The sequence below is a fragment of the Streptomyces sp. NPDC002476 genome, assembly GCF_042889785.1.
Classification (GTDB): Bacteria; Actinomycetota; Actinomycetes; order Streptomycetales; family Streptomycetaceae; genus Streptomyces.
On the sequence record NZ_JBIARH010000002.1, the window covers coordinates 379,905 to 399,402 of the forward strand.

A 19,498-nucleotide genomic window follows, 5' to 3' on the forward strand; every position below is an offset into this window, starting at 1 on the left:
GGGGGCGCGTTCCCCGGGGGCGGCCCCGGGAGGGGGGTCACCTGTGTCGGCCCGACAGCGCGGGCGCCGTGGCCGCCCGGCGGAGCACCGAGTTGAGGATCAGTCCGGCGCCGCGCACGACGGTGGTGGCCGGGTCGTCGACGAGACGCACCGGAGCGCCGAGCCGGACCGCTATCCGGTTGGTGACGTCGAGGCGTGCGGCACCGCCGCCCGCGAGCAGCGGGCCCTTGCGCAGGGCGCCCAGGACGGCGCCATGCCGGTCCTGCTGCCACATGTCCAGGACCATGTCGAGGACGGTGCGGACGACGGCGGTGGGCGGCTCCCCGGGGCCGAGGTCGCTGAGTCCCGTCTCGGCCTGGCGGGCGTCGCGGATCCGTCCGCCGACCAGGAGCGTCGCCTCCGTCAGTTCGGCGCCGATGTCGACGACGAGCAGCGGGCCGCCATCCTGCGGCGCGGCACACGCAGCGGCGGCCCTCGCGCTGTCCAGGGCGATGACCCGGGTCGGCCCCAGGGAGGCGGCCGCCTCCCTCGCGGCGGCACGGTGCTCGGCACCGGCGAGAACGGGATGGCTGAGCACGATCACGGTGCCGCTGCGGTCCGGCCCCAGGGCCGTGTCGGCGATGCGGCCGAGCATCCGCCCGCAGGACACCGGGTCGACGATGCGTCCCCGGCGCACCGGGCGCCCGTGCCCCGGCCCGTCGGCGGCTCCGGCGCAGGCGGCGTCGGCGACGACGCCGTGCCCGGGCATCCAGGCACGGGTGCCGGAGCTGCCGAGATCGAGGGCGAGGCCGCGGGTGACGCCCCGAAATTCCCGGTGGAAGGACCGGTCGATCCGCGGTCCGTCGTGCAGCGAACGCATCGTCCCTCCCCCGGGTCTGCCGGAGCAGCCGTAGCACCCACCCACGCACCCGCTGACAGCAAGGCGTGGCCGAGCCCTCACTATGCAATAGGGAGGCAAAGAAAGCCACTCTCGGGCAAAATCGAAGGGCTCGGGCGCCGCCGCCCGCTTCCCGGCCGCGCGGCGGGTCAGACCTCCGACGGCAGGAAGTCGGCTATCAGCGCGGCGAACTCGTCCGGCCCGGCGATCCGGACCCCGAGGTCCTCGGCCTTGGCGCGCTTGGATCCCGCCTTCTCGCCGGCGACCAGGAGCGTGGTGCGCTTGGAGACGCTGGACGACGACTTCCCGCCCGCCCGCTCGATCAGTTCGTTCATCTGGTTGCGGGAGAGCTTCTCCAGCACACCGGTCATCGCGCCGGTGACCACCACGGTCATGCCGTGCAACGGCAGTCCGGCGGCCCCGTCCGCGTTCCCCTCCCCGTCCTCGGACGCGGCCTGCGCGAGCTCCTCACCCGGCTCGGGCGGCGGCGTCGCGCCCGGCTCCGTCATGTTGACCCCTGCGGCCACCAGCTTCTCGATCAGCGGAGTCAGCTCCGCCAGCTCGGCGACGACGGCCGCGGCCTTCTCCTTGCCGATGCCGTCGACCCGCTGGAGCTCTTCGGCGTCGGCCGCCCTGATCCGGTCCATGTCCGCGAAGTAGCGGGCGATCCGCCGTGACATGGAGCGTCCGGTGCCGCGCACGCCCAGCGCGCAGAACACCCGGGAGAGCGGCTGCGTCCGCGCCGTGTCGATGGCGGCGAGGAGGTTGTCCGTGCTGGTCTCGCCCATCCGCTCCAGGCCGAGCAGTTGCTCCCGTCCGAGCGTGAAGAGGTCCGCGAAGTCGGTCACCAGACCGGCGTCGACGAGCTGGACGACCCGGGTCGCGCCGAGCCCCTCGATGTCGAGCTGGTCGCGGCCGGCCGCGTAGGAGATGGAGGCGACGAGGCGGCAGTCACGGCCCCTGACGCACCGCCAGCGCTGTTCGCTGGTGTCGATCTCGGATCCGCACTGCGGGCACGCCTCGGGGAAGACCACGGGCTGCTCGTCGCCGGTCCGCAGGTGGGCGACGGGTGCCTCGATCCGGGGGATGATGTCGCCCGCCTTGTAGACCATGACCCGGTCGCCCAGGCGCAGGTCGCGGCGGGTGATGTCGGCAGGGTTGTGCAGGGTGGCGTAACTGACCGTCGACCCGTCGATCTCGACGGGTTCCAGCACGGCGCGGGGCGCGATGATGCCGGTCCTGCCCACGTTCCATTCGACGCCGAGGAGCCGGGTGACCTTCTCGACGGCCGGGAGCTTGTACGCGATGGCCCAGCGCGGCGCCCGGCTCCCGGAACCGGCGTCGCGCTGGTCGGCCGCGAGATCGGCCTTGATCACGATGCCGTCGATTCCGAACGGCAACGCGGCACGCAGTCCCGCGACCTCCTCGACACGGGCCTGCACGTCCTCGACGGTGGTGACGGTGCGCGGAGCCACGTCCGTGGCCGCCGCGGTGTGGACGCCGAGCGTGGCGACGTACGCCAGGACCTCGCTGTGCGGGAGATCGGCGAGCGTCTCGGTCAGTGCTCCGGACTCGGCCAGGGGCAGGGCCCCGTAGGCGAAGAACGTCATCTCCACCGTGTACGCCCGGTCCTTGGCGCGCAGGGTGCCCGCCGCGCCGTTCCTCGGGTTGGCGAAGGGGGTGCCGCCGTGCTCGGTGCGCACGGCGTTGGCCTGCTCGAACTGTTCGTTCGTCATCAGGATCTCGCCGCGCAGCTCGATCGTGACCGGCTCGGCCAGCTGTCCGGGAAGTCCGGCCACGGTGCCGATCGCGTGCGACACGTCCTCGCCGGCGGTCCCGTCGCCCCGGGTGATCAGCTGGTCCAGGCGGCCTTCCCGGTAGCGGGCGGCGACGGCCAGTCCGTCGAGTTTCGGCTCCACGCTCCATGCGGCGACGGGCCTGCCTATCCGGCGCTCCAGCGACGCCGTCCACGCCGCGAACTGTTCGGCCGAGAAGACGTTGTCCAGGGACAGCATCGGCACCGTGTGCGGCACGTCCCCGCTCACGGCCCCGCCGGCCACCTTGCCGGTCGGTGACGCGTCCAGCACCTCCTGCGGGTGCTCCTGCTCGTATGCGGCGATCCCCCGGACCAGCCGGTCGTACGCGTCGTCGTCGAGCGCGCTCTCGCCCGTGGCGTAGTAGGCCGCCGCGGCCTGCGACGCTTCTTCGACCGCGGCGGCGTAGGCGGCGGCATCGGCGAGCACAACAGCTGAGTTCGTCATGGCCCCCATCCTGCCGTCCACCACTGACAATCCCCCCCGGCAGGGAGAACGCCCGGTCAGCCGACCGTCGGAACCGTTCCGTCCGCCTCGCCCGAAAGCTCCGCCCCACCGGAACGCCCCGCCCCGTCGGCGCCGTCCGCCGCGTACCGTACGACCGTCGCCGGCGTACGCGTCGCCGACGTCCGCCGCCCCGCGCACTCCCCCAGCCAGCCCCGCAGCACCCGGTGCACCCGCTCGGCCCCCACCAGCTCGGTGCCGTCGGCCACCGGGGACGACAGGTCCGTCGGCCACAGCAGGAACGGCCGGGACTGCGCGCCGCCGAGGCCCCCGTGCGAGCCGATCTGTTCCTCGAAGGCGTGCACGGTGCCCGTGGCCGGGTCGTGCATCGAGTTCACCATGACGTCGGCGACGTGCGGGAAGGTGTCGGTGCGGCGGATCGCGGCCGCCGCACCGGGGCCGAACGGGGCCAGCGGCCCCTCCCCGTCGCGCAGCTCCCGCACCGGGATCTCGGTGCCTCCGCGGCTCAGCACCACCGATCCGTGGCGCTCGCTGCGGACCAGCAGGAAGCCGATGCCCGGATGGTTGGCGAGGGTGCCGAGCAGCGCCGGACGGCTCCGGTCGAGCTGTTCGCGCGAGGCACGCCCCTCGATGTCGGGGAAGGAGATCAGCCCGAGGTTGCCGGAGGCGAGGACGACCGGGTCGGACGGCTCGGTGCGGTGCTCCGCCCCGGTCTCCTCGACCGGGCGCCGGTGCAGGGCGATCCGCACCGCGTCGCGCGCCTCCGAGCCGCTGCGGGTGCGCTGCGCCCGGCGGGACACGGGCAGGCCGCAGCCCGCCCGCACCAGGTCCTTCAGCGTCAGCCCGTACGCTCCCGCGAAGGTCTCTCCCGGGCTCTGGCCGTGGTCGGAGAGGAGCACGATCCGGTACCGGCGCGGGGTGTGCTCGGCGACCTTCGCGATCAGCGCGAGACAACGGTCCAGCCTCCCGAGCAGCTTCTCCGCGTCGCGGCTGTGCGGTCCGGAGTGGTGCGCCACCTCGTCGTACGCGACGAGGTCGGCGTAGACGGCGGTGCGTCCGGCGAACATGTCCCCGATGACGGCGGCGACCACCACGTCCCGTTCGACGACGGTGGCGAAGGCCCGGATGAACGGGTAGAGCCCGCCGCGCTTGATCCGAGGGGTGTCCCTCCGGATGCGGGCCCGGGTCGACTCGCCGATCTCGCGGCAGACCTCCGCGGCGAACGACAACGCCGTGCGCACGGCGTTGGCCGGGTCGGAGAAATAGGCGAAGTACCCGGCCCGGGAACGGCGGCCCTTGCCGCGCCTGGCCGCCATGGACAGGACGAGCGCCAGTTGGCCGGCGCCGCCGCTGAAGAGGTTGCCGCGGCTGGCGCCGTCGACGGTGAGCAGCCCTCCGTCACGGGTGCGGGCGACGGCCCTGCGCTGGAGTTCGAGGGCGCTCGCGGGCCGGCTGGAGACCATGACGTCGCCGGTCTCCTTCTCGTACCAGCGGAAGGCGGGGACGTCGTGGTTGCTGCCGTGCAGGATGCCGAGCTGGCTGGCTCCGGTCTGGCTGGACCAGTCGGTGCGCCAGGGGGTGAGCCGGTGGCTCCCGCCGTCCGTGAGCCACCGCGCGACGGTCGGCATCAGACCGGTGTCCGCCGCCCTGGCGAGGATGTCGTGGCCGACGCCGTCGAGCTGGATGAACACGATGCCCGGCGGCCCGCAGCGGCCGTGGTCGTGCCCGCTGCGGCGGCGTCGGCGGTCGGCGAGCCGGGACAGGCGCCGCCGGTAGGCGTTGTCGTCGCGGACGGCGAGCGCCGTGGACGTGGCCGAGGCGACGGCGGACATCGCGGCCGCGACGACGACCGCGGTCTGCGGGTCGGCGGCGCCGCGCCCGTCCGGTATGAGCCGCAGGGCGACCAGCAGCAGCGAACCGTTCAGGAAGAAGACGAGCAGTCCGAGGACGAGCGCGGGCACGATCAGCAGTGCCCGCACCAGGAGCGGCCAGACGAGTGCGGAGAGCAGGCCGAACGCTCCGGCGCCCCAGGCCGCGGTGAACGCGGTCTTGGTGATGCTGTCGCCGTCGTCCGACTGAAGCCGGAACTCCGGCAGTACCCCGGCGAGCACCAGCATCGTGAGCGTGGAGACCGCCCACACCACGGCCACTCGCATCAGGGCGTTGCCGGCCGTTCGCCATCGCCCGTCACCCACGCCTCAACCACCTCACGTCCGGGCCCCGCCGCTGCGGACCGTGTCCCCCAGCCTGTCACAGCCCGACGACGAGCCGCGGAAGGGACGGGGCCGGGACGAGGGCAGGGGCTGGGCCGGGACGAGGGCAGGGGCTGGGCCCGAGCGTAGGAAGAAGCGGAGGCGGCAGGGGAGGCGGAGTGCGTCAGCGGCCGTCGTAACCGGCGGTGGGCATGGAGAGTCTGCGGTGCACGCTCGCCTTCGTGCTGGCGTTGTACGGCGGCTCGTCCAGCCCGGCGATCTCCAGGCGCACACCGCGCCGCGCGCACTCCGCGGCGAACTCCGCGACCGATGTGAGGGCGCGTTCCAGCACCCGGTCGTTGGCGGCGACGAACACCTCGACGTCGCCGCTCTCGACATCGCTCCACAGGGCGTGGTGATCGGGGCGCAGCCCGTAGAAGCGGAGCTGGCGGGTGACGACGTACCCCTTGTCCGCGGCCCAGCGCGCGCACATGTCGTGCTGGCTGCGGGTGTCCACGAGGAACGGATCGCTGTCGAGTTCTTCGAGCGGTGTGAGACTGGCGATCGCCGCCACCCGTACGTCCACTGCGACCCCCAAGACCGTTCCCCCGTGCTAAGGGCTGTCCCGTAATCCCCGGCGGGCGCGCGACGACAGCTGCGGCACCTCGCCGCGTTGCCGGAACGTCCGCATACATCCGGTATGCGGACGCCCCTCCGCCTTGCGATGCACCACATCCGACGCCGCGCGCTGGTCCGCCACGGATTACGGGACAGCCCTTAGGCGTACGGGCGACCCTACCCCTCCCTCTCCCCTGCAAAAAGGCGCATGTCGGGACGGGAGGAGCGCGTGACACCGCGCGGAACGGCAGTGCGCCCGCGCGCGCCGGAGCGGACCCGGCGGCGAGGGCGCACACGGGGCGACAGGAAGGGTCGTACGGGTGGCCCGGGTGTACGCCACGGCGCACACGCCCGATGCGGGGCCCACAACCCCGCACCCTGCGCACACACCCGGTGCGGGGCCCTCCCCTGTACCCGGCGCACACGCCCGATGCGGGGCACTCCCCTGTACCCGGCGCACCCTCGCCGTCCGTGGCGCCACCCGGAGGATGCGTCAACGGACGGAGCCCGGGCACCCGATCCGGTCACGGCATTAGGCTCGGTTGCCGGAGCCGAACGAGAAGACCCGGGAACGAGGAGGTGCCGCGTGCCGGTGGAAGTCACCTGGTGGGGCCATGCCACCTGCACGATCGAGGATTCCGGGGTGCGCGTGCTCACCGATCCGCTGTTCGTGAGACGCCTGGCCCATCTGCGTCGGCGTCGCGGCGAGCTGCCCGGCCCGGAGGCCGCGGTCGCCGATGTCGTGCTCGTCTCGCATCTCCACTCCGACCACCTCCATCTGCCGTCGCTGGCCCGGCTCGCGGCGGGCAGCCGACTGGTGGTGCCGGTCGGCGCGCTGCGCACCGTGCCGGGGCTGCGCCGGCTGAGCTCGGCCCGCGCGCTGCGGGTCACCGAGGTGGCCCCCGGCGACGAGCTCCGGTTCGGCGGGACGGACGGGGTGCGCGTCCGCGTGGTTCCTTCGCTGCACGACGGCAGGCGCCTGCCCGTGGGGCCGCACCGCTCCCCCGCGCTCGGCTATGTGGTCGAGGGCGAGGCCCGGACGTACTTCGCGGGCGACACCGGCCTCTTCGACGACATGGCCCGGGTCGTCGGGCCGGTGGACGTGGCACTGCTGCCGGTGGGCGGCTGGGGCCCGTACCTGGGACACGGCCATCTGGACGCGGGGCGGGCGGCGCAGGCGCTGGCCCGGCTGGCGCCCCGGGCCGCCGTACCGGTGCACTACGGCACGTACTGGCCGATCGGGCTGGACGGCGTCCGGCCGCACGAGTTCCACTCGCCGGGCGACGAGTTCGTCCGCAAGGCGGCGGTGCTGGCACCGGAGGTGGCCACGCACCGGCTCTCCCACGGCGAGCGGATGCGGCCGGGGGCCGCCAGGTGATCCAGGAGGTCGTGCGGCAGCTCCCCCCGGAGTCGACGCAGCAGGCGGTGGGCTACCCCTCCCTGTTCCTGCTGGTGACTCTGGGTTCGTTGGTGCCGGTGGTGCCGACGGGCGCGTTGGTCAGCTCGGCGGCGGTGGTGGCACTGCACCAGTCGTCGCCGTTCGCGCTGCTGGTGGTCTTCGCGGTGGCGGCGACGGCGGCCTTCGTCGGCGACAGCTGTCTGTACTGGCTCGGCCGGCGCGGGGTGCGGTCGAGGAACGGTTCGAAGTGGCTCCGGACCATCAGCGGCCAGGCCGCTCCGGAACGGCTGGAGCAGGCACGGCGGAAGCTGGACGAGCACGGGGCGATGGTGCTCGTGCTGTCGCGGCTGATACCGGCGGGGCGGATTCCCGTGATGCTGGCCTGCCTGCTGAGCCGGATGCCGTTGCACCGGTTCGCGCGCGGGGACGTGCCGGCCTGTCTGGCGTGGGCCGCGACGTACCAGCTGATCGGTGTGCTGGGCGGCTCGCTGTTCCCCGAACCGTGGCAGGGAGTGGTCGCGGCGGTGGGTCTGACGCTGCTGGTCAGCGGTGGCCCTGCGGCGTGGCGCCGGATACGGGCCCGGTCCGGCCACTGAACAGGGTCCCGGTCCGGTCGCTGCACGGGCGCTGACCGCAGCCCGGTTCGGGCACCGGACAGAACCGGTCCGGGCTCGGGACACTGCCGGTCCGGGCTCGGGAAGGAGCCGGTCGGACAGTGACGCCGTTGAACGAGTGCGGGGGCGCCGTCCGGTTCCGTCAGCGAAGATCCGCGAGGGCGGCTTCGAGGCGCCCGAGGGCCCTGGCCACATGCGGCAGTTCCAGGGGCCGTTCGGCGGCGAGGGACTCCAGCTGCTGTTCGGGGGTCGTGCCGACCAGCGCCCCGGTGCCCAGTCGTACGCGCAGGGCCGCCAGATCGTCGCCGAACCGGTGGCCGCCGGGCGTCGGTGTCCCGAGACGCTCCGTCAGGTACTCCTCCAGCTCCAGGGAATCCGTCACCCCCCGGTCGGCCAGCCCGGACCTGAGCGGGCCCAGATCGGCGTAGAGGTGGCGTCCCGCCTGCGGGGGCCTGGCGAGCGCGCCCGATGCGAGGACCGCGCGATGGGCCGCCCCCGCGACCCGCGCATGCAGCGCCGCGGACCTGCGTATCCGGTCGGCGACGGCGTCCGGCCCCGGCAGCGCGTGGGCGGCGGCAGCGGCTACGGGGACGGCGACGAGCGCGCCCAGCGCGGTGAGAACGTCGAGCGTACGGGCATGGTGCACCGCCCCCCGCCCGGTGTCCGGGAACCGGGCGATCGCGACCGGCCAGGCCGAAGGGGTCAGCGCCCCGGCGAGATCGCAGAGGACCGTGACGTCGTCCGGGCACATCTCCGCCGGACTGAGCAGGACCGTGTCGTGCGGCCGGTGCAGGGTGTCGCGCCAGGTCTCGTCGCTGACGATGTGCAGCCCTTCGGCGACCGCCGCCTCGCACGCCTCGCGCACGAGTTCCGGCGGGGCCACGGTCGCGGTCGGATCGTCGACGACGGAGATCAGCAGCAACCGTGGCCTGCCGCCCTCCGCGCGCACCCTGCGGATGGTCTCCAGCAGCGCGTACGGATCGGGCACGCCGCCGCACTCGGCCGGAGTCGGCACCTGGTAGGCGGGGCTGTCCAGCAACCGGGCCTGCGGGATCCAGGTGGCGGCGCAGGGACGCGGCAGCAGGACGTCGCCGCCGTGCGCGGCGATCAGCGCGAGCAGCAGCGGCGAGGCGCCCGGCGCGGCGGCGACGTGCTCCGGGCCACCGTGCAGACCGCGTCGGGCCCAGTAGGCGGTGGCGGCGCGGCGCAGGACATCGCCCCCACCGGTCTGTTCGGGCGCGCCGCGGCCGGCCGCTGCGGCGAGCACCTCGGCCAGTTCGGGCAGCACGGGCAGTCCGGGGTCGGGGGCGGGCGGCCCGTAGCGGACGGGACCGTGGTCCTCCCGGACGCAGCGGGTATCCCCGCCGCGCTCCGCCGGTCCGCTCCGGTGGTCCCTCCCCGTACGCTCCACGTCGTCGGTGCGCTCCGCCTCCTCGGTGCACTCCGCTTCGTCGATGTGCTTCTCGTTCTCGGTGCGCTCCGTGTGCCGCATGTCCTCGGTGTGCTCGGTGTGCTCGGTGTGCTCGGTCCGCTCCCGCGCCATCCGGGCCTCCTTCGCCGCCGCCCCGTCGCCGTGCCCGCTGTATGTCACGCCCAGGGCCTTTATACGAGGGTTCGCCGGGGCCCGCCCGCCCAGCGGGGCCCGGCGGCCAAAAGCCGAGGTCCCGGCGCGGTCCGGCCGGGCCCGGGGCCCGGACGGCGGTCAGCCTGCGAAGGGTGTCCCCGGCATGCCCTGCCCAGCGTCCGGCAGCACCAGCAGCGAGCCGGACAGCGGATGCGGGGCGTCCAGTCCGACGCGCGCCGAGGAGATGTAGAGGTCGCGCAGGTCCGTACCGCCGAAGGCACAGGCGGTCGGACGCCTCACGGGCAGCTCGACGATCCGGTCCAGCGAACCGTCGGGCGTGTAGCGGCGCACCGCCGCGCCGTCCCACAGAGCGACCCAGACGGCGCCGTCCGCGTCGACGGTCAGCCCGTCGGGGAAGCCCGCGCCCTCCTCGATCGTGGCGAACGGACGCCGGTTCACGGCGTTCTCGCCGTCGAAGTCGAAGACGTCGATCCGGCGGGTGGGCGTGTCGACGTAGTACATCAGCCGCTCGTCCGGGCTCCAGCCGATGCCGTTGCTGCACGCCACCACGGGCAGTACCGGGGTGACCCCGCCATCGGGCGCGACACGGGCGAGGCTGCCGCCGATCTCGGTCTCGTCGTAGCGCATGGTGCCCGCCCACAGCGCCCCGTCGGGCGCGACCGCCGCGTCGTTGCCCCGACGCCCGGGCTCGGGGTCGTGGACCAGCCAACGGAACGCGCCGTCCGGGTCGTACAGACCGATGCCGTCGCGCAGGTTGACGACGAGCCCCCCGCCCGCGCGCGGTTTGGCCGCGCCGACGTGCTGTTCGGTGGTCCGCACCGTGCGGTGGCCGGTCACCGGGTCGTAGGTGTGCACGCGGGCGGCGAGGATGTCGACCCAGATCAGCCGGCCGGCGGCCGGGTCCCAGGTCGGACCCTCGCCCAGCTCGGCGTTCTCGGATACGGCCACGTCCAGGCGCGCGGAACTCATGTCTGCCCCTTGTGGAGTCTGCCCCTTGCGGGGTCCGACCGCGCCGCAGTCCCGAGGCGTCCGGGACCAGAACTCGTCGGCCCCGCGCCCGGTCCGGCGGATCGCGGCTGCGGTCACGGAGAGTCCGGCCACGGGCCGGAATCAGGAACACAGGGTAAGGGTCGCGGCCCGCGCCCCGCACACGTGGCGCCGTCGGCGGACACCCGAACGGCACACATGCCGGGCCGTGCGGGCGGACGGCGGAACGTGTCGCACACGGCCCGGTGGTTCCGCGCGGTCGGGCGAGGTGTCACACGGCCGATCGGGGTATCCGCAGTTCCATGCACTCACCGCGTACGCCGTTCGGCGTTCCTCCGTCCGTCGCACCGCGTGCCTGGCTCCGCCGCGGCGATCTCGCCGTGTTCAGGAGCCTGGCGCACCGGACCTGGCCGGGTGCCGAACCGGTACTGCCCCGGCTGAGCCGCTGCGCCGACCACGGACTCCTCTGGTTCGGTGTCGCGGCAGGCCTGGCCGCACTGGGCGGCGGTGCCCGGGCGCGGCGGGCCGCGCTGCGCGGGGTCGCCTCGCTGGCCGTGGCGTCCGCCGTGACCAACACGCTCGGCAAGCGGGCCGTGCGCAGGGAGCGTCCGCTGCTGGACGCCGTTCCGGTAGTTCGGCAGCTCAATCGTCAGCCGTTCACCACGTCCTTCCCCTCCGGGCACTCGGCGTCGGCGGCGGCCTTCGCCACGGGCGTGGCCCTGGAATCGCGGGGGTGGGGCGCGGTCGTGGCGCCGCTCGCGCTCTCCGTCGCCGCCTCCCGCGTCTACACCGGGGTCCACTACCCGAGTGATGTGCTGGCCGGTGCGGCGCTCGGGATGGGGGCGGCGCTGGCGCTGCGCGGGGTCGTTCCGACGCGCGCGCGGTTCCCGGCACCGAGCCGCACGCCCGGTCGCGCACCCGCGCTGCCGGCCGGCGGAGGCCTGGTCGTCGTGGTCAACGAGCAGTCAGGAACCGCGGCGACGACGGCATCACTGGTGCGCGCCGCACTGCCCGATGCCGAGGTGGTGGGATGCGCGCCCGACGACCTCCGCGCCGAGCTGGAGAGGGCGGCCGGACGGGGCAGGGCGCTCGGAGTCTGCGGCGGGGACGGCACGGTCAACGCGGCGGCCGCCGTGGCCCGCGCGCACGGGGTGCCGCTGGCGGTGTTCCCCGGGGGGACGCTGAACCACTTCGCCCACGACCTGGGCATCGAGACGGTGGACGATGTCCGCGCCGCCCTGACCACGGGTGACGCGGTACGGGTCGACATCGGCCGCTTCCGCCCGGGGCCGAACGGCCCGGAAGGCCCGAGCGAACCGGCCGCACCGGGCAGGCCCCACGAACCCCATGGGCCGTTCGGGCCGTTCGGGCCGGGCGAACCCGTCGACGCGAACGGATACTTCCTCAACGCCTTCAGCCTCGGCGTCTATCCCGAGCTGGTGCGGACCCGCGAGTACTGGGCTCCCCGGATCGGCGCCTGGCCGGCGGGTCTGCTCGGGGCATGGCGGGCATTGCGCGGTGACCGTCCGCTGGAGGCGGAGGTGGACGGGCGGCGGCGCCCGTTGTGGCTGCTGTTCGTGGGCAACGGTCTGTTCCAGCGGGTCGGCCCGGCGCCGGGCCGTCGTCACGGTCTCGCGGACGGTCTGCTGGACGTACGGATGGTGCACGCGGGACGCGCCCCCGGCCTGCGCCTGCTCGCGGCGGCCGTCGCCGGGCCGCTCACCCGTTCGCCCGTCCACGCGGCACGGCGGCGCCGGAAAGTACGGGTCTCGGGCCTGGCTCCCGGCACACCCTACGCATACGACGGCGAAGTCGGTTATGCACGGGGCGAGTTGATGATCGACAAGCTGCCGGAATCACTGACGGTGTACTGCCCCGTCCCGAAGCGGTGAGGCATCCGCGACCGGGGCCGTCGAACGGAAGGGCAACCCACGACAGCATCACCCTTTGACCACATGGCGAGACATCCATCTCATAATGCGATCCATGCGCGTACGGTGCCATCACGGGGGCCTCGCCGCCGGCCGCTCTGCGCGCGGCCCGCTCCCGGGCACCGCGCTTCGCGCTTCGCGTCCCAAGGAAGGAACCACGCCATGGAGAAGCGGTCCGCCGTCTACACGCACGGCCACGACGAGTCCGTCCTGCGCTCGCACCGTTGGCGTACGGCCGCGAATTCCGCGGCGTACCTCGTCGGCGAACTCCGCCCCGGCATGACCGTGCTGGACATCGGCTGCGGGCCCGGCACCATCACCGCCGACTCGCCGCGCTGGTCGCTCCCGGCCAGGTGACCGCGGTCGACACCAGTCGGGAGGTCCTGGACCGGGCTGCCGAGGTCGCGGCCGAACGCGGCCTGGACCGGATCGAGTTCGCGACCGCCGATGTGCACGCACCGGCCTTCCCCGACGACTCCTTCGACATCGTCCACGCCCACCAGTCGGCCGTGGCGGGCGGTCACTCCGACGCCGGGGAACTGGCCGCCATCGCCTCGGCCCGGCGGACGTGGGGAGAACGGGACGACGCCTGGTTCATGGTCCCGCACGGCGAGATCCTCTGCCGGGTCTGATATCCGCCAACTACCCTGTCCCGCATGGACATTCTGGGAACCACGCTGCGTATCTGCGTCGACGACCTGGAGGCCGCGGTGGCCTTCTACGAGGACCTCACGGACAGTTCCGCGCTGCGCTTCGAGCGCGGCGGGGTGTCGGTCGCCGCGATCAGCTGCTTTCTGCTGATGAGCGGACCCGAGTCGGAACTGGAGATCCTGCGCAAGGTCACAGCGACGATCGCGGTCAAGGATGTCGACGCGGCCCATGCCTCCCTCACCCGGGTCGGTGCGCGGGTCATCGCGGGTCCGGTGCCCACACCGGTGGGCCGCAACCTGATCGCCGTGCATCCGGACGGCTCCGTCTTCGAGTACGTCGACCGGAACGTGGGCGCCTGAGCGGCGCTCGCCCTGCGCCACGACCACCGGCCCCACCCGACGGGGCCAAAAGCCGCCCACGGGCCCGGAGAACACCGGGCCCACAACCGCCGGACCGGACACCGCCGGACCGGACACCGCCGAGCCGGAAGCCACCGGATCCGCGCCCGTCCCGGCGGCTCGTACCAGGCGGTCCCTCACCTCGAGCACCTCGAGCCCCGGGACGCCTGATGTCCTGGCAGGCGGCACGTCCCGAGGCACATCAGGTCCCGAGGAGCCGTCACGTCCTGGGACGCATCCGGTAGTCGTACCGGTCCGGCAGTTCCTCGTCGGTGACCGCGGCCCACACCTCGTCCAGGATCTCCGCCCCCTCCCGCAGATCGGCGACCTCGAAGCCCTCGTCGAAAACGGCCCGGGCGGCGGTACGGTCGCCCTCGGCGATCAGCAGCCGGGCCTCCAGCAGACGGAAACGCCCGCGACTGCGGACCTCCGGGGGCAGCCCGGCCCACACCTCCCGGGCCGCCTCGGGACGCTCCGCCGCCAGCAGCGCCTCGATCGCCTCGCGGCCGAGCGCCGTCACGGCGGCCGTCCGGGCCTCACCACCGACGCCGGGACGCTCCGCGCCCAGGTCGTCGAACGCCTCCGCGTAGAGTCCGGCGGCCCGTTCCCGCTGCCCGCTCTCCCCCGCGGCCACGGCGAGGCAGCGCAGCAGCGGCCAGCGGGACACGGCACGGGCGAGCCCCCGTTCCCAGCTGCGGACCGCCTGGGCACGGTCACCGGCGTGCCACTGGGCGACACCGAGGTGGTATTCGGTGAGCGGACCGGCGGGGGCCGTCTCCAGCATGTCGCGCCAGTGCCGCGAGACCAGGGAGGGGCCGGGCGGGGCCGCGCGGCGGGGCTCGGGGAGGCTGCCCCGGTCCAGCAGCTCCAGCCAGGGCTCCTGCTGCTCACCGAGGGTCGATTCCACGAACGGGGTGCCCGGCAGCCGGTATCCGCCGCGCCGGACCTCCAGGGCGCCCCACCCCGAACCGGTGGCGAGCGACTCGCCGGGCTCGGTGTCGGCGCAGCGGAGCCACGCGGTGTACGCGGCCTCGGCATCGGCGCGCGGCAGTGCCTCGGCGAGCCGCCGCTCGGTCTCGGCACGGGCCCGCGCCCAGTCGTCGCCGTGCACGGCCTCCGGGTCGGCGGACAGCGGCCCGTAGGACTCCAGCCAGCTGAACTCGGCGCCCGGTTCGAGGGGTACGTGCTCCAACTGGGTCCGGGCGAGGCCGGCCTGGATCTCGGCGTAGCCCGTGGTGCCGGGTTCGGTGAGCCATTCCTGCCAGCGCCGCCCGCCGGAACCGCTCCCCCAGAGGAACAGCTTCCGGCCCCTCAGCAGGTCGGTCGACGTCTGGACGAGACCGTGCCCGTGCTCGTCGAGGGAGGCGATCCAGCGGCGTGCGCCGTCGGGCACCTCGTAGAAGTAGTCGGCGGGGAAGTCGCTCCGCAGCGGGTACGTGCGGTCGACGGAACCGGACACCGGAACCGGGACCCGGGTCAGGGCCCGCTCGTAGCCGAAGTGCCACGCCTCGTCGGCCGGGGCCAGGACGCGGGTGTGTTCGCCCTCGGGGACGGCGATGTTGGACCACCAGTAGACGGGTGCGGTGTGCTCGTGTGGGTTGCGTATCCGCACCCCGACATGGAGGAAGTCGGAGTCCTCCGGCAGCCACAGGTCCACCTGGAACGGGAGGTCGCGCAGCCGTTCCCACTCCCAGAGCCGGATCATGTCCCCGCCGTCGGGCGCGGGCACACGGGCGGCGTGCACCGGTGCGCAGGACAGGGTGGTGTGGCCGGTGGCCCCGATGTTCCATTCGATGCCGCCGGAGAACCAGGCACCGTTGAGCGCGAAGTCGGCGGGCTGCAGCACCGGGTTGGTGTACAGGAGTTCGCGGCCGGTCGGCTTGTGGTGAAGGGAGTGGACGCGGCCGCCGAACCCGGGCAGCACGGTGGCCCTCAGCCGGTCGTTCTCGATGACGATCGCGTCCAGCGCGGTGGGGACGCGCTCGCGTCCGTACCCGTCGAGAAGGCGCACCGGAAGCACGGTGGACAGTGGTGCGTAGCCGACCTGGCGCGCCATGTCGCGCGGCAGGCCGGCCCGGACCCGTTCGTCGACGACGTGTGTCTCGTCGAGCGGACGCAACGCGGGCAACGGGTTCTCCGGGCCCAGCGGTGCGGCGGGCAGATTCAGTACGGCACGTCGTACGGTCGTGGCCAAGGCAACCTCGCTCCCTCGCGCGGGCCGCCGCTGGTCCGGGCGCCCCCGTCGACCATGGAACACGCTGGACGGCGGCCCGACCAGGGCTCCGCCGCCCGGCTTCGGAAAAGGCCGGAAGCTCACGGCCCCGCCACGGACCGAGCCGACGCCCCGCCCGGGGGCGGCCCCACGAATTCCGTAGTGCGCCGCGCCCCGTCTCCGTAGCCTTGGCCGTTCATGAGCGGAAGCTCTTCACGAACGGAAGACGGAGCGGGAACCACGATGAGCACCCAGCACACCTACCGAGTGATCGTGCGCGGCACCTGGCAGGGCCTGACGGAGGAGGCACGCGCCCGCCTCCTGTCCGAGGTGGACCGGCACGGGCTGGAGGCGATGCAGTTCACCGAGGCGGGTTCACTGTCGTACGACCGGGTGCTCAAGCACTTCAGCATGCGCTTCGTGGTCGTGTCGGACGCCGCGGACGGCGAGGAGATGGCGTCCGCGATCGCCGAGGACCGCGCCGAGACCCGGTTGAGGGAACTGGGGTACGGCCACGGCGAACTCCGTTCCACCGCGACGGACATGGACACCATGAAGATCAATTACAAGGGGCGGCGGTCGGACGGGGCGGCCGCCGAGCGCCCCGCCGCCGGTGAACGGCTCAGCTGAGGTCCAGCTCCGGCCGGTACATGTCCAGCCACGTCGCCAGGTCCAGGGTGCGTTCCAGGCCGCGCCGGGACGCACCGGTGACCTGGGGGGCGGCGTGTTCGTCGGCCGCCTTGCTCAGCCGGTCGCGGTCGATGAGCTCGAAGACCCGGTGGTCCGGTTGCGCGAGCAGGTCGCGGGCGTGTTCCTGGAGGGCGACGGCGTACTTCGGGTCCTGCGTCGACGGGTAGGGGCTCTTGGTCCGTTCGTACACGGACCGGGGCAGCACGTCCGCGACGGCTTCGCGCAGCAGGCTCTTCTCGCGGCCGTCGAAGGACTTCAGCGCCCAGGGTGTGTTGTAGACGTACTCGACGAGCCGGTGGTCGCAGAACGGCACCCGGACCTCCAGGCCGACGGCCATGCTGGCCCGGTCCTTGCGGTCGAGCAGGACACGGACGAACCGGGTCAGGTGGAGGTGGCAGATCCGGCGCATGCGGTACTCGAAGTCGCTCTCGCCGGTGAGCCGTTCGATGCCGGCGACGGCGGTCTCGTAGGAGTCGCGGATGTACGACCTGAGGCGGAGGGCCTGGTGCACGTCGTCGCGGAGCATGTCCGCGTCCTCGCCGAAGTGCTCGCTGTAGTGGACCAGCCAGGGGAAGGTGTCGGCGCGGCGGGCCTCCTCGTCGAAGAACTGGAGGTAGCCACCGAAGACCTCGTCGGCGGACTCGCCGGACAGTGCGACGGTCGAGTGCTCGCGGATGGCCCGGAAGAGCAGGTAGAGCGAGGAGTCCATGTCCCCCAGGCCCATCGGCAGGTCGCGGGCGCGGATCACCCGGGCGCGTACGTCGGGGTCGGCGAGGGTGTCGGGGTCGAGCACGATGTCGCGGTGAAGGGTGCCCGCCTGCCGGGCCACGTCGTGCACGAACGGGGTGTCGGGGGTGGTGCGCAGCGCGTCGGCGACGAAGTTCTCGGTGCGTCCGACGAAGTCGACCGCGAACGTACGGACCTTCTCGCCGCTCTCGGCGAGCCGCCGGGCGGCGAGGGCGGTGACCGCGGAGGAGTCGAGGCCGCCGGAGAGCAGGACGCAGCGGGGTACGTCGGAGACCAGCTGGCGGCCCACGATGTCGTCGAGCAGCGAGCGCACGGTGGTGATGGTGGTGTCGCGGTCGTCGTGGTGCGCACGGGTCTCCAGCCGCCAGTAGACACGCCGGCGCGGGCCGTCGCGGTCCACGGTGACGACCGTGCCGGGCTCCACCTCGCGCATGCCGTCCCACACGGCGTGTCCGGGGGTCTTGACGAGGCTGAACAGTTCGCGGAGCCCGTCGAGGGTCACCCGGGGCCGGGCCAGCGGATTGGCCAGAATGGCCTTGGGCTCCGAGCCGAACAGCACTCCGTCGGGCGTGGGCCAGTAGTAGAATGGCTTGACTCCCATCCGGTCGCGGATCATGACGAGCTTGTCGTGACGGCCGTCCCAGACGGCGAAGGCGTACATGCCGTTGAGGCGTTCGGCGACGGCCTCGCCCCACTCCAGGTAGCCGTGCAGCACGACCTCGGTGTCCGAGTCGGTGGTGAACCGGTGCCCGCGGCCGGTCAGCTCGCCGCGGAGTTCGGTGAAGTTGTACGCCTCGCCGGAGTAGACGAGGGCGACGTCCCCCTCGGACGTGGAGACGGACATGGGCTGGCGTCCGCCCGGCAGGTCGATGATCGCGAGCCGGCGGTGCCCGAGCCCCGCGTGCCCGTCGGTCCAGGTCCCCCGGTCGTCCGGGCCCCGGCAGGCCATCGTCTCCGTCATCGCGTCGAGCGTCGCGGCCTCCTCGGATGCCCGGAGATCACGGTCGAAGGAGACCCAGCCTGCGATTCCACACATACGCGTCCTCCCGATGCGGCCCCGGCCGGGAAGCGGTCGTACGCACGGGTCGCCCCGTCGGGGGCGGCGTGCCGTGGGCGAGGGCCCGGCAGAACCGGTTGCGAACCAGTTGTATTGAGCAGCTATATGACGAGGCTCTGCCTTCGGCCGCATTCGGTCAACACGGGTGTCGCGCCGACAGGCCCGATCCCTCACGCTTTCGGCCGCCGCTTTCCCGTTCCTATACGGAGTTTCGTGCTCCGCGGCCCGTGGAATACGGCCTCGCGGGCCGCGGTGGCGCTCCGATCCGGCCACGGGCAAAGACTTCCCCAATCCGGTTCGGCCGGTGGAGTGGGGTCGGCGGCGGCCGAGGCGGGGCACGGTCAGCCCGCCGCGCGCCGCGGCATCCCGGCCGTGATCGCCCACCTTTCGTGGTCGCGCCAGGCCCCGTCGATGAGGAGGAAGTCCGGCGAGAACCCTTCGAGGCGGAATCCGGCCCGCCGGACGAGCGCCAGGGACGCCTCGTTGCCGGGCTGGATGTTGGCTTCGAGGCGGTGCAGGCCCAACGGGCCGAAGGTGTGGCGCAGGACCAGTTCCAGCCCCTCGCCCATCAGGCCGCGCCCCGCCGCGTGGGCGAAGGCGCCGTACCCGAGTGCTCCGCAGCGGAACCCGCCGCGCACGATGTTGTTGATGTTGATGAATCCGGCGATCGCGCCGGGGCCGCGTCCGCCCTCGCCTTCGCGTCGGCAGACCAGGAAGCCGGCCTTCGTGGGGTCGTCGATCAGCTGTCCGGCGTACGCGGCGTACGCGGCGGCGTCGAGGGGCGGGAAGAGCCAGGGACGGTGCAGGTCCCGGCTCTCCCGCGCGCGGGAGGTGAATTCTTCGGCGTCCGCCCGGCGGTAGGGGCGGACCGCCGCACGGCGCCCCTCGGCCAGGTAGTCGGCGTCGGCTTCGGTTTCCGGCATCCGGTCAGGCTAACGACCTGGGGAACAATAAGGAGTGGATCAGCGAGCGGCGTCGTGCGGCTTCGAATCCAGGGCGGAGGAGGGAGGCGGATGGGGTCTCCCCTACTCGAAAGCAGCTGAGAGCTCGGGGAAGGAGCGTCGGTCACCGACGACGACGCCGGAGGCGGAGTCGCAGGGCGTCGGGAGCCCGCTCTCCATCGCGGGTGAGGTCGTAAGCGCCTGTCGTCGAACCGTCGCCCACCGTACGAGGGCGTCGCGAGGACGGGGCCCGGCTCACCGCCCTCCGGCCACGTCGTACACCTTGGCGAACAGGACGAGCATGCCGCCCGCGTCCCCGC

The 19,498-nt window shown here is 73.4% G+C and carries 14 protein-coding genes and 1 pseudogene; 6 read left to right on the top strand and 9 right to left on the bottom strand.

Annotation, left to right across the window (positions count from 1 at the left end; all coding sequences use genetic code 11):
* Window positions 1-37: 37 nt before the first annotated feature.
* The 4 genes from ACFYXM_RS03565 to ACFYXM_RS03580 form a co-directional block, all read right to left on the bottom strand.
* Window positions 38-859, bottom strand: coding sequence for a rod shape-determining protein MreC (locus ACFYXM_RS03565; protein ID WP_389286436.1), 822 nt, complete (start codon window positions 857-859; stop codon window positions 38-40).
* Window positions 860-1,026: 167 nt separating this feature from the next.
* Window positions 1,027-3,147, bottom strand: coding sequence for an NAD-dependent DNA ligase LigA (ligA, locus tag ACFYXM_RS03570; RefSeq protein ID WP_389286438.1), 2,121 nt, complete (start codon window positions 3,145-3,147; stop codon window positions 1,027-1,029).
* Window positions 3,148-3,194: 47 nt separating this feature from the next.
* The gene (locus ACFYXM_RS03575) at window positions 3,195-5,351 is read right to left on the bottom strand and encodes an alkaline phosphatase family protein (RefSeq protein WP_389286439.1); all 2,157 of its coding nucleotides are present in this window, start codon (window positions 5,349-5,351) and stop codon (window positions 3,195-3,197) included.
* Between the two features lie 181 nt (window positions 5,352-5,532).
* Window positions 5,533-5,946 (bottom strand): hypothetical protein, encoded by a 414-nt coding sequence (locus ACFYXM_RS03580; protein WP_389286440.1) that lies wholly within the window; start codon window positions 5,944-5,946, stop codon window positions 5,533-5,535.
* Between the two features lie 606 nt (window positions 5,947-6,552).
* Between ACFYXM_RS03580 and ACFYXM_RS03585 the strand changes: the two genes are divergently transcribed.
* On the top strand, window positions 6,553-7,344 hold the full coding sequence (locus ACFYXM_RS03585) for an MBL fold metallo-hydrolase (protein WP_389286442.1): 792 nt from the start codon (window positions 6,553-6,555) through the stop codon (window positions 7,342-7,344).
* Window positions 7,341-7,961, top strand: coding sequence for a DedA family protein (locus tag ACFYXM_RS03590; protein WP_389286444.1), 621 nt, complete (start codon window positions 7,341-7,343; stop codon window positions 7,959-7,961). The genes ACFYXM_RS03585 and ACFYXM_RS03590 overlap by 4 nt, the downstream gene beginning before the upstream one ends.
* A gap of 160 nt (window positions 7,962-8,121) precedes the next feature.
* Here the strand turns inward: ACFYXM_RS03590 and ACFYXM_RS03595 are convergent, their stop codons facing one another.
* Both ACFYXM_RS03595 and ACFYXM_RS03600 read right to left on the bottom strand, forming a co-directional pair.
* Window positions 8,122-9,570 carry an aminotransferase class I/II-fold pyridoxal phosphate-dependent enzyme gene (locus ACFYXM_RS03595; protein WP_389286446.1) on the bottom strand — a complete coding sequence of 483 codons (1,449 nt, stop codon included), beginning with the start codon at window positions 9,568-9,570 and terminating at the stop codon, window positions 8,122-8,124.
* A gap of 111 nt (window positions 9,571-9,681) precedes the next feature.
* A complete protein-coding gene (locus ACFYXM_RS03600) occupies window positions 9,682-10,533 on the bottom strand; it encodes an SMP-30/gluconolactonase/LRE family protein (RefSeq protein WP_389286448.1) in 852 nt (283 codons plus the stop codon).
* Between the two features lie 320 nt (window positions 10,534-10,853).
* Between ACFYXM_RS03600 and ACFYXM_RS03605 the strand changes: the two genes are divergently transcribed.
* The 3 genes and pseudogenes from ACFYXM_RS03605 to ACFYXM_RS03615 all read left to right on the top strand — a co-directional run bounded on the left by ACFYXM_RS03605 (window position 10,854) and on the right by ACFYXM_RS03615 (window position 13,492).
* Window positions 10,854-12,443 carry a bifunctional phosphatase PAP2/diacylglycerol kinase family protein gene (locus ACFYXM_RS03605; protein WP_389286450.1) on the top strand — a complete coding sequence of 530 codons (1,590 nt, stop codon included), beginning with the start codon at window positions 10,854-10,856 and terminating at the stop codon, window positions 12,441-12,443.
* A 201-nt stretch (window positions 12,444-12,644) separates the two neighbouring features.
* A pseudogene (locus ACFYXM_RS03610) lies at window positions 12,645-13,114 on the top strand (methyltransferase domain-containing protein).
* Window positions 13,115-13,138: 24 nt separating this feature from the next.
* Window positions 13,139-13,492, top strand: a complete 354-nt coding sequence (locus ACFYXM_RS03615; protein WP_389286452.1) for a VOC family protein — start codon at window positions 13,139-13,141, stop codon at window positions 13,490-13,492.
* Window positions 13,493-13,751: 259 nt separating this feature from the next.
* Here ACFYXM_RS03615 and ACFYXM_RS03620 read toward each other — a convergent pair whose 3' ends face one another.
* Window positions 13,752-15,725 carry a DUF5107 domain-containing protein gene (locus ACFYXM_RS03620; protein ID WP_389286454.1) on the bottom strand — a complete coding sequence of 658 codons (1,974 nt, stop codon included), beginning with the start codon at window positions 15,723-15,725 and terminating at the stop codon, window positions 13,752-13,754.
* 261 nt (window positions 15,726-15,986) lie between these two features.
* Here ACFYXM_RS03620 and ACFYXM_RS03625 point away from each other — a divergent pair, with 261 nt between their 5' ends.
* On the top strand, window positions 15,987-16,373 hold the full coding sequence (locus ACFYXM_RS03625) for a DUF6204 family protein (RefSeq protein WP_389286456.1): 387 nt from the start codon (window positions 15,987-15,989) through the stop codon (window positions 16,371-16,373).
* Here the strand turns inward: ACFYXM_RS03625 and asnB are convergent.
* The gene (gene asnB, locus ACFYXM_RS03630) at window positions 16,366-18,216 is read right to left on the bottom strand and encodes an asparagine synthase (glutamine-hydrolyzing) (RefSeq protein ID WP_389286458.1); all 1,851 of its coding nucleotides are present in this window, start codon (window positions 18,214-18,216) and stop codon (window positions 16,366-16,368) included. The genes ACFYXM_RS03625 and asnB overlap by 8 nt on opposite strands.
* A 362-nt stretch (window positions 18,217-18,578) precedes the next feature.
* On the bottom strand, window positions 18,579-19,160 hold the full coding sequence (locus ACFYXM_RS03635) for a GNAT family N-acetyltransferase (protein ID WP_389286459.1): 582 nt from the start codon (window positions 19,158-19,160) through the stop codon (window positions 18,579-18,581).
* Window positions 19,161-19,498 lie beyond the last annotated feature (338 nt).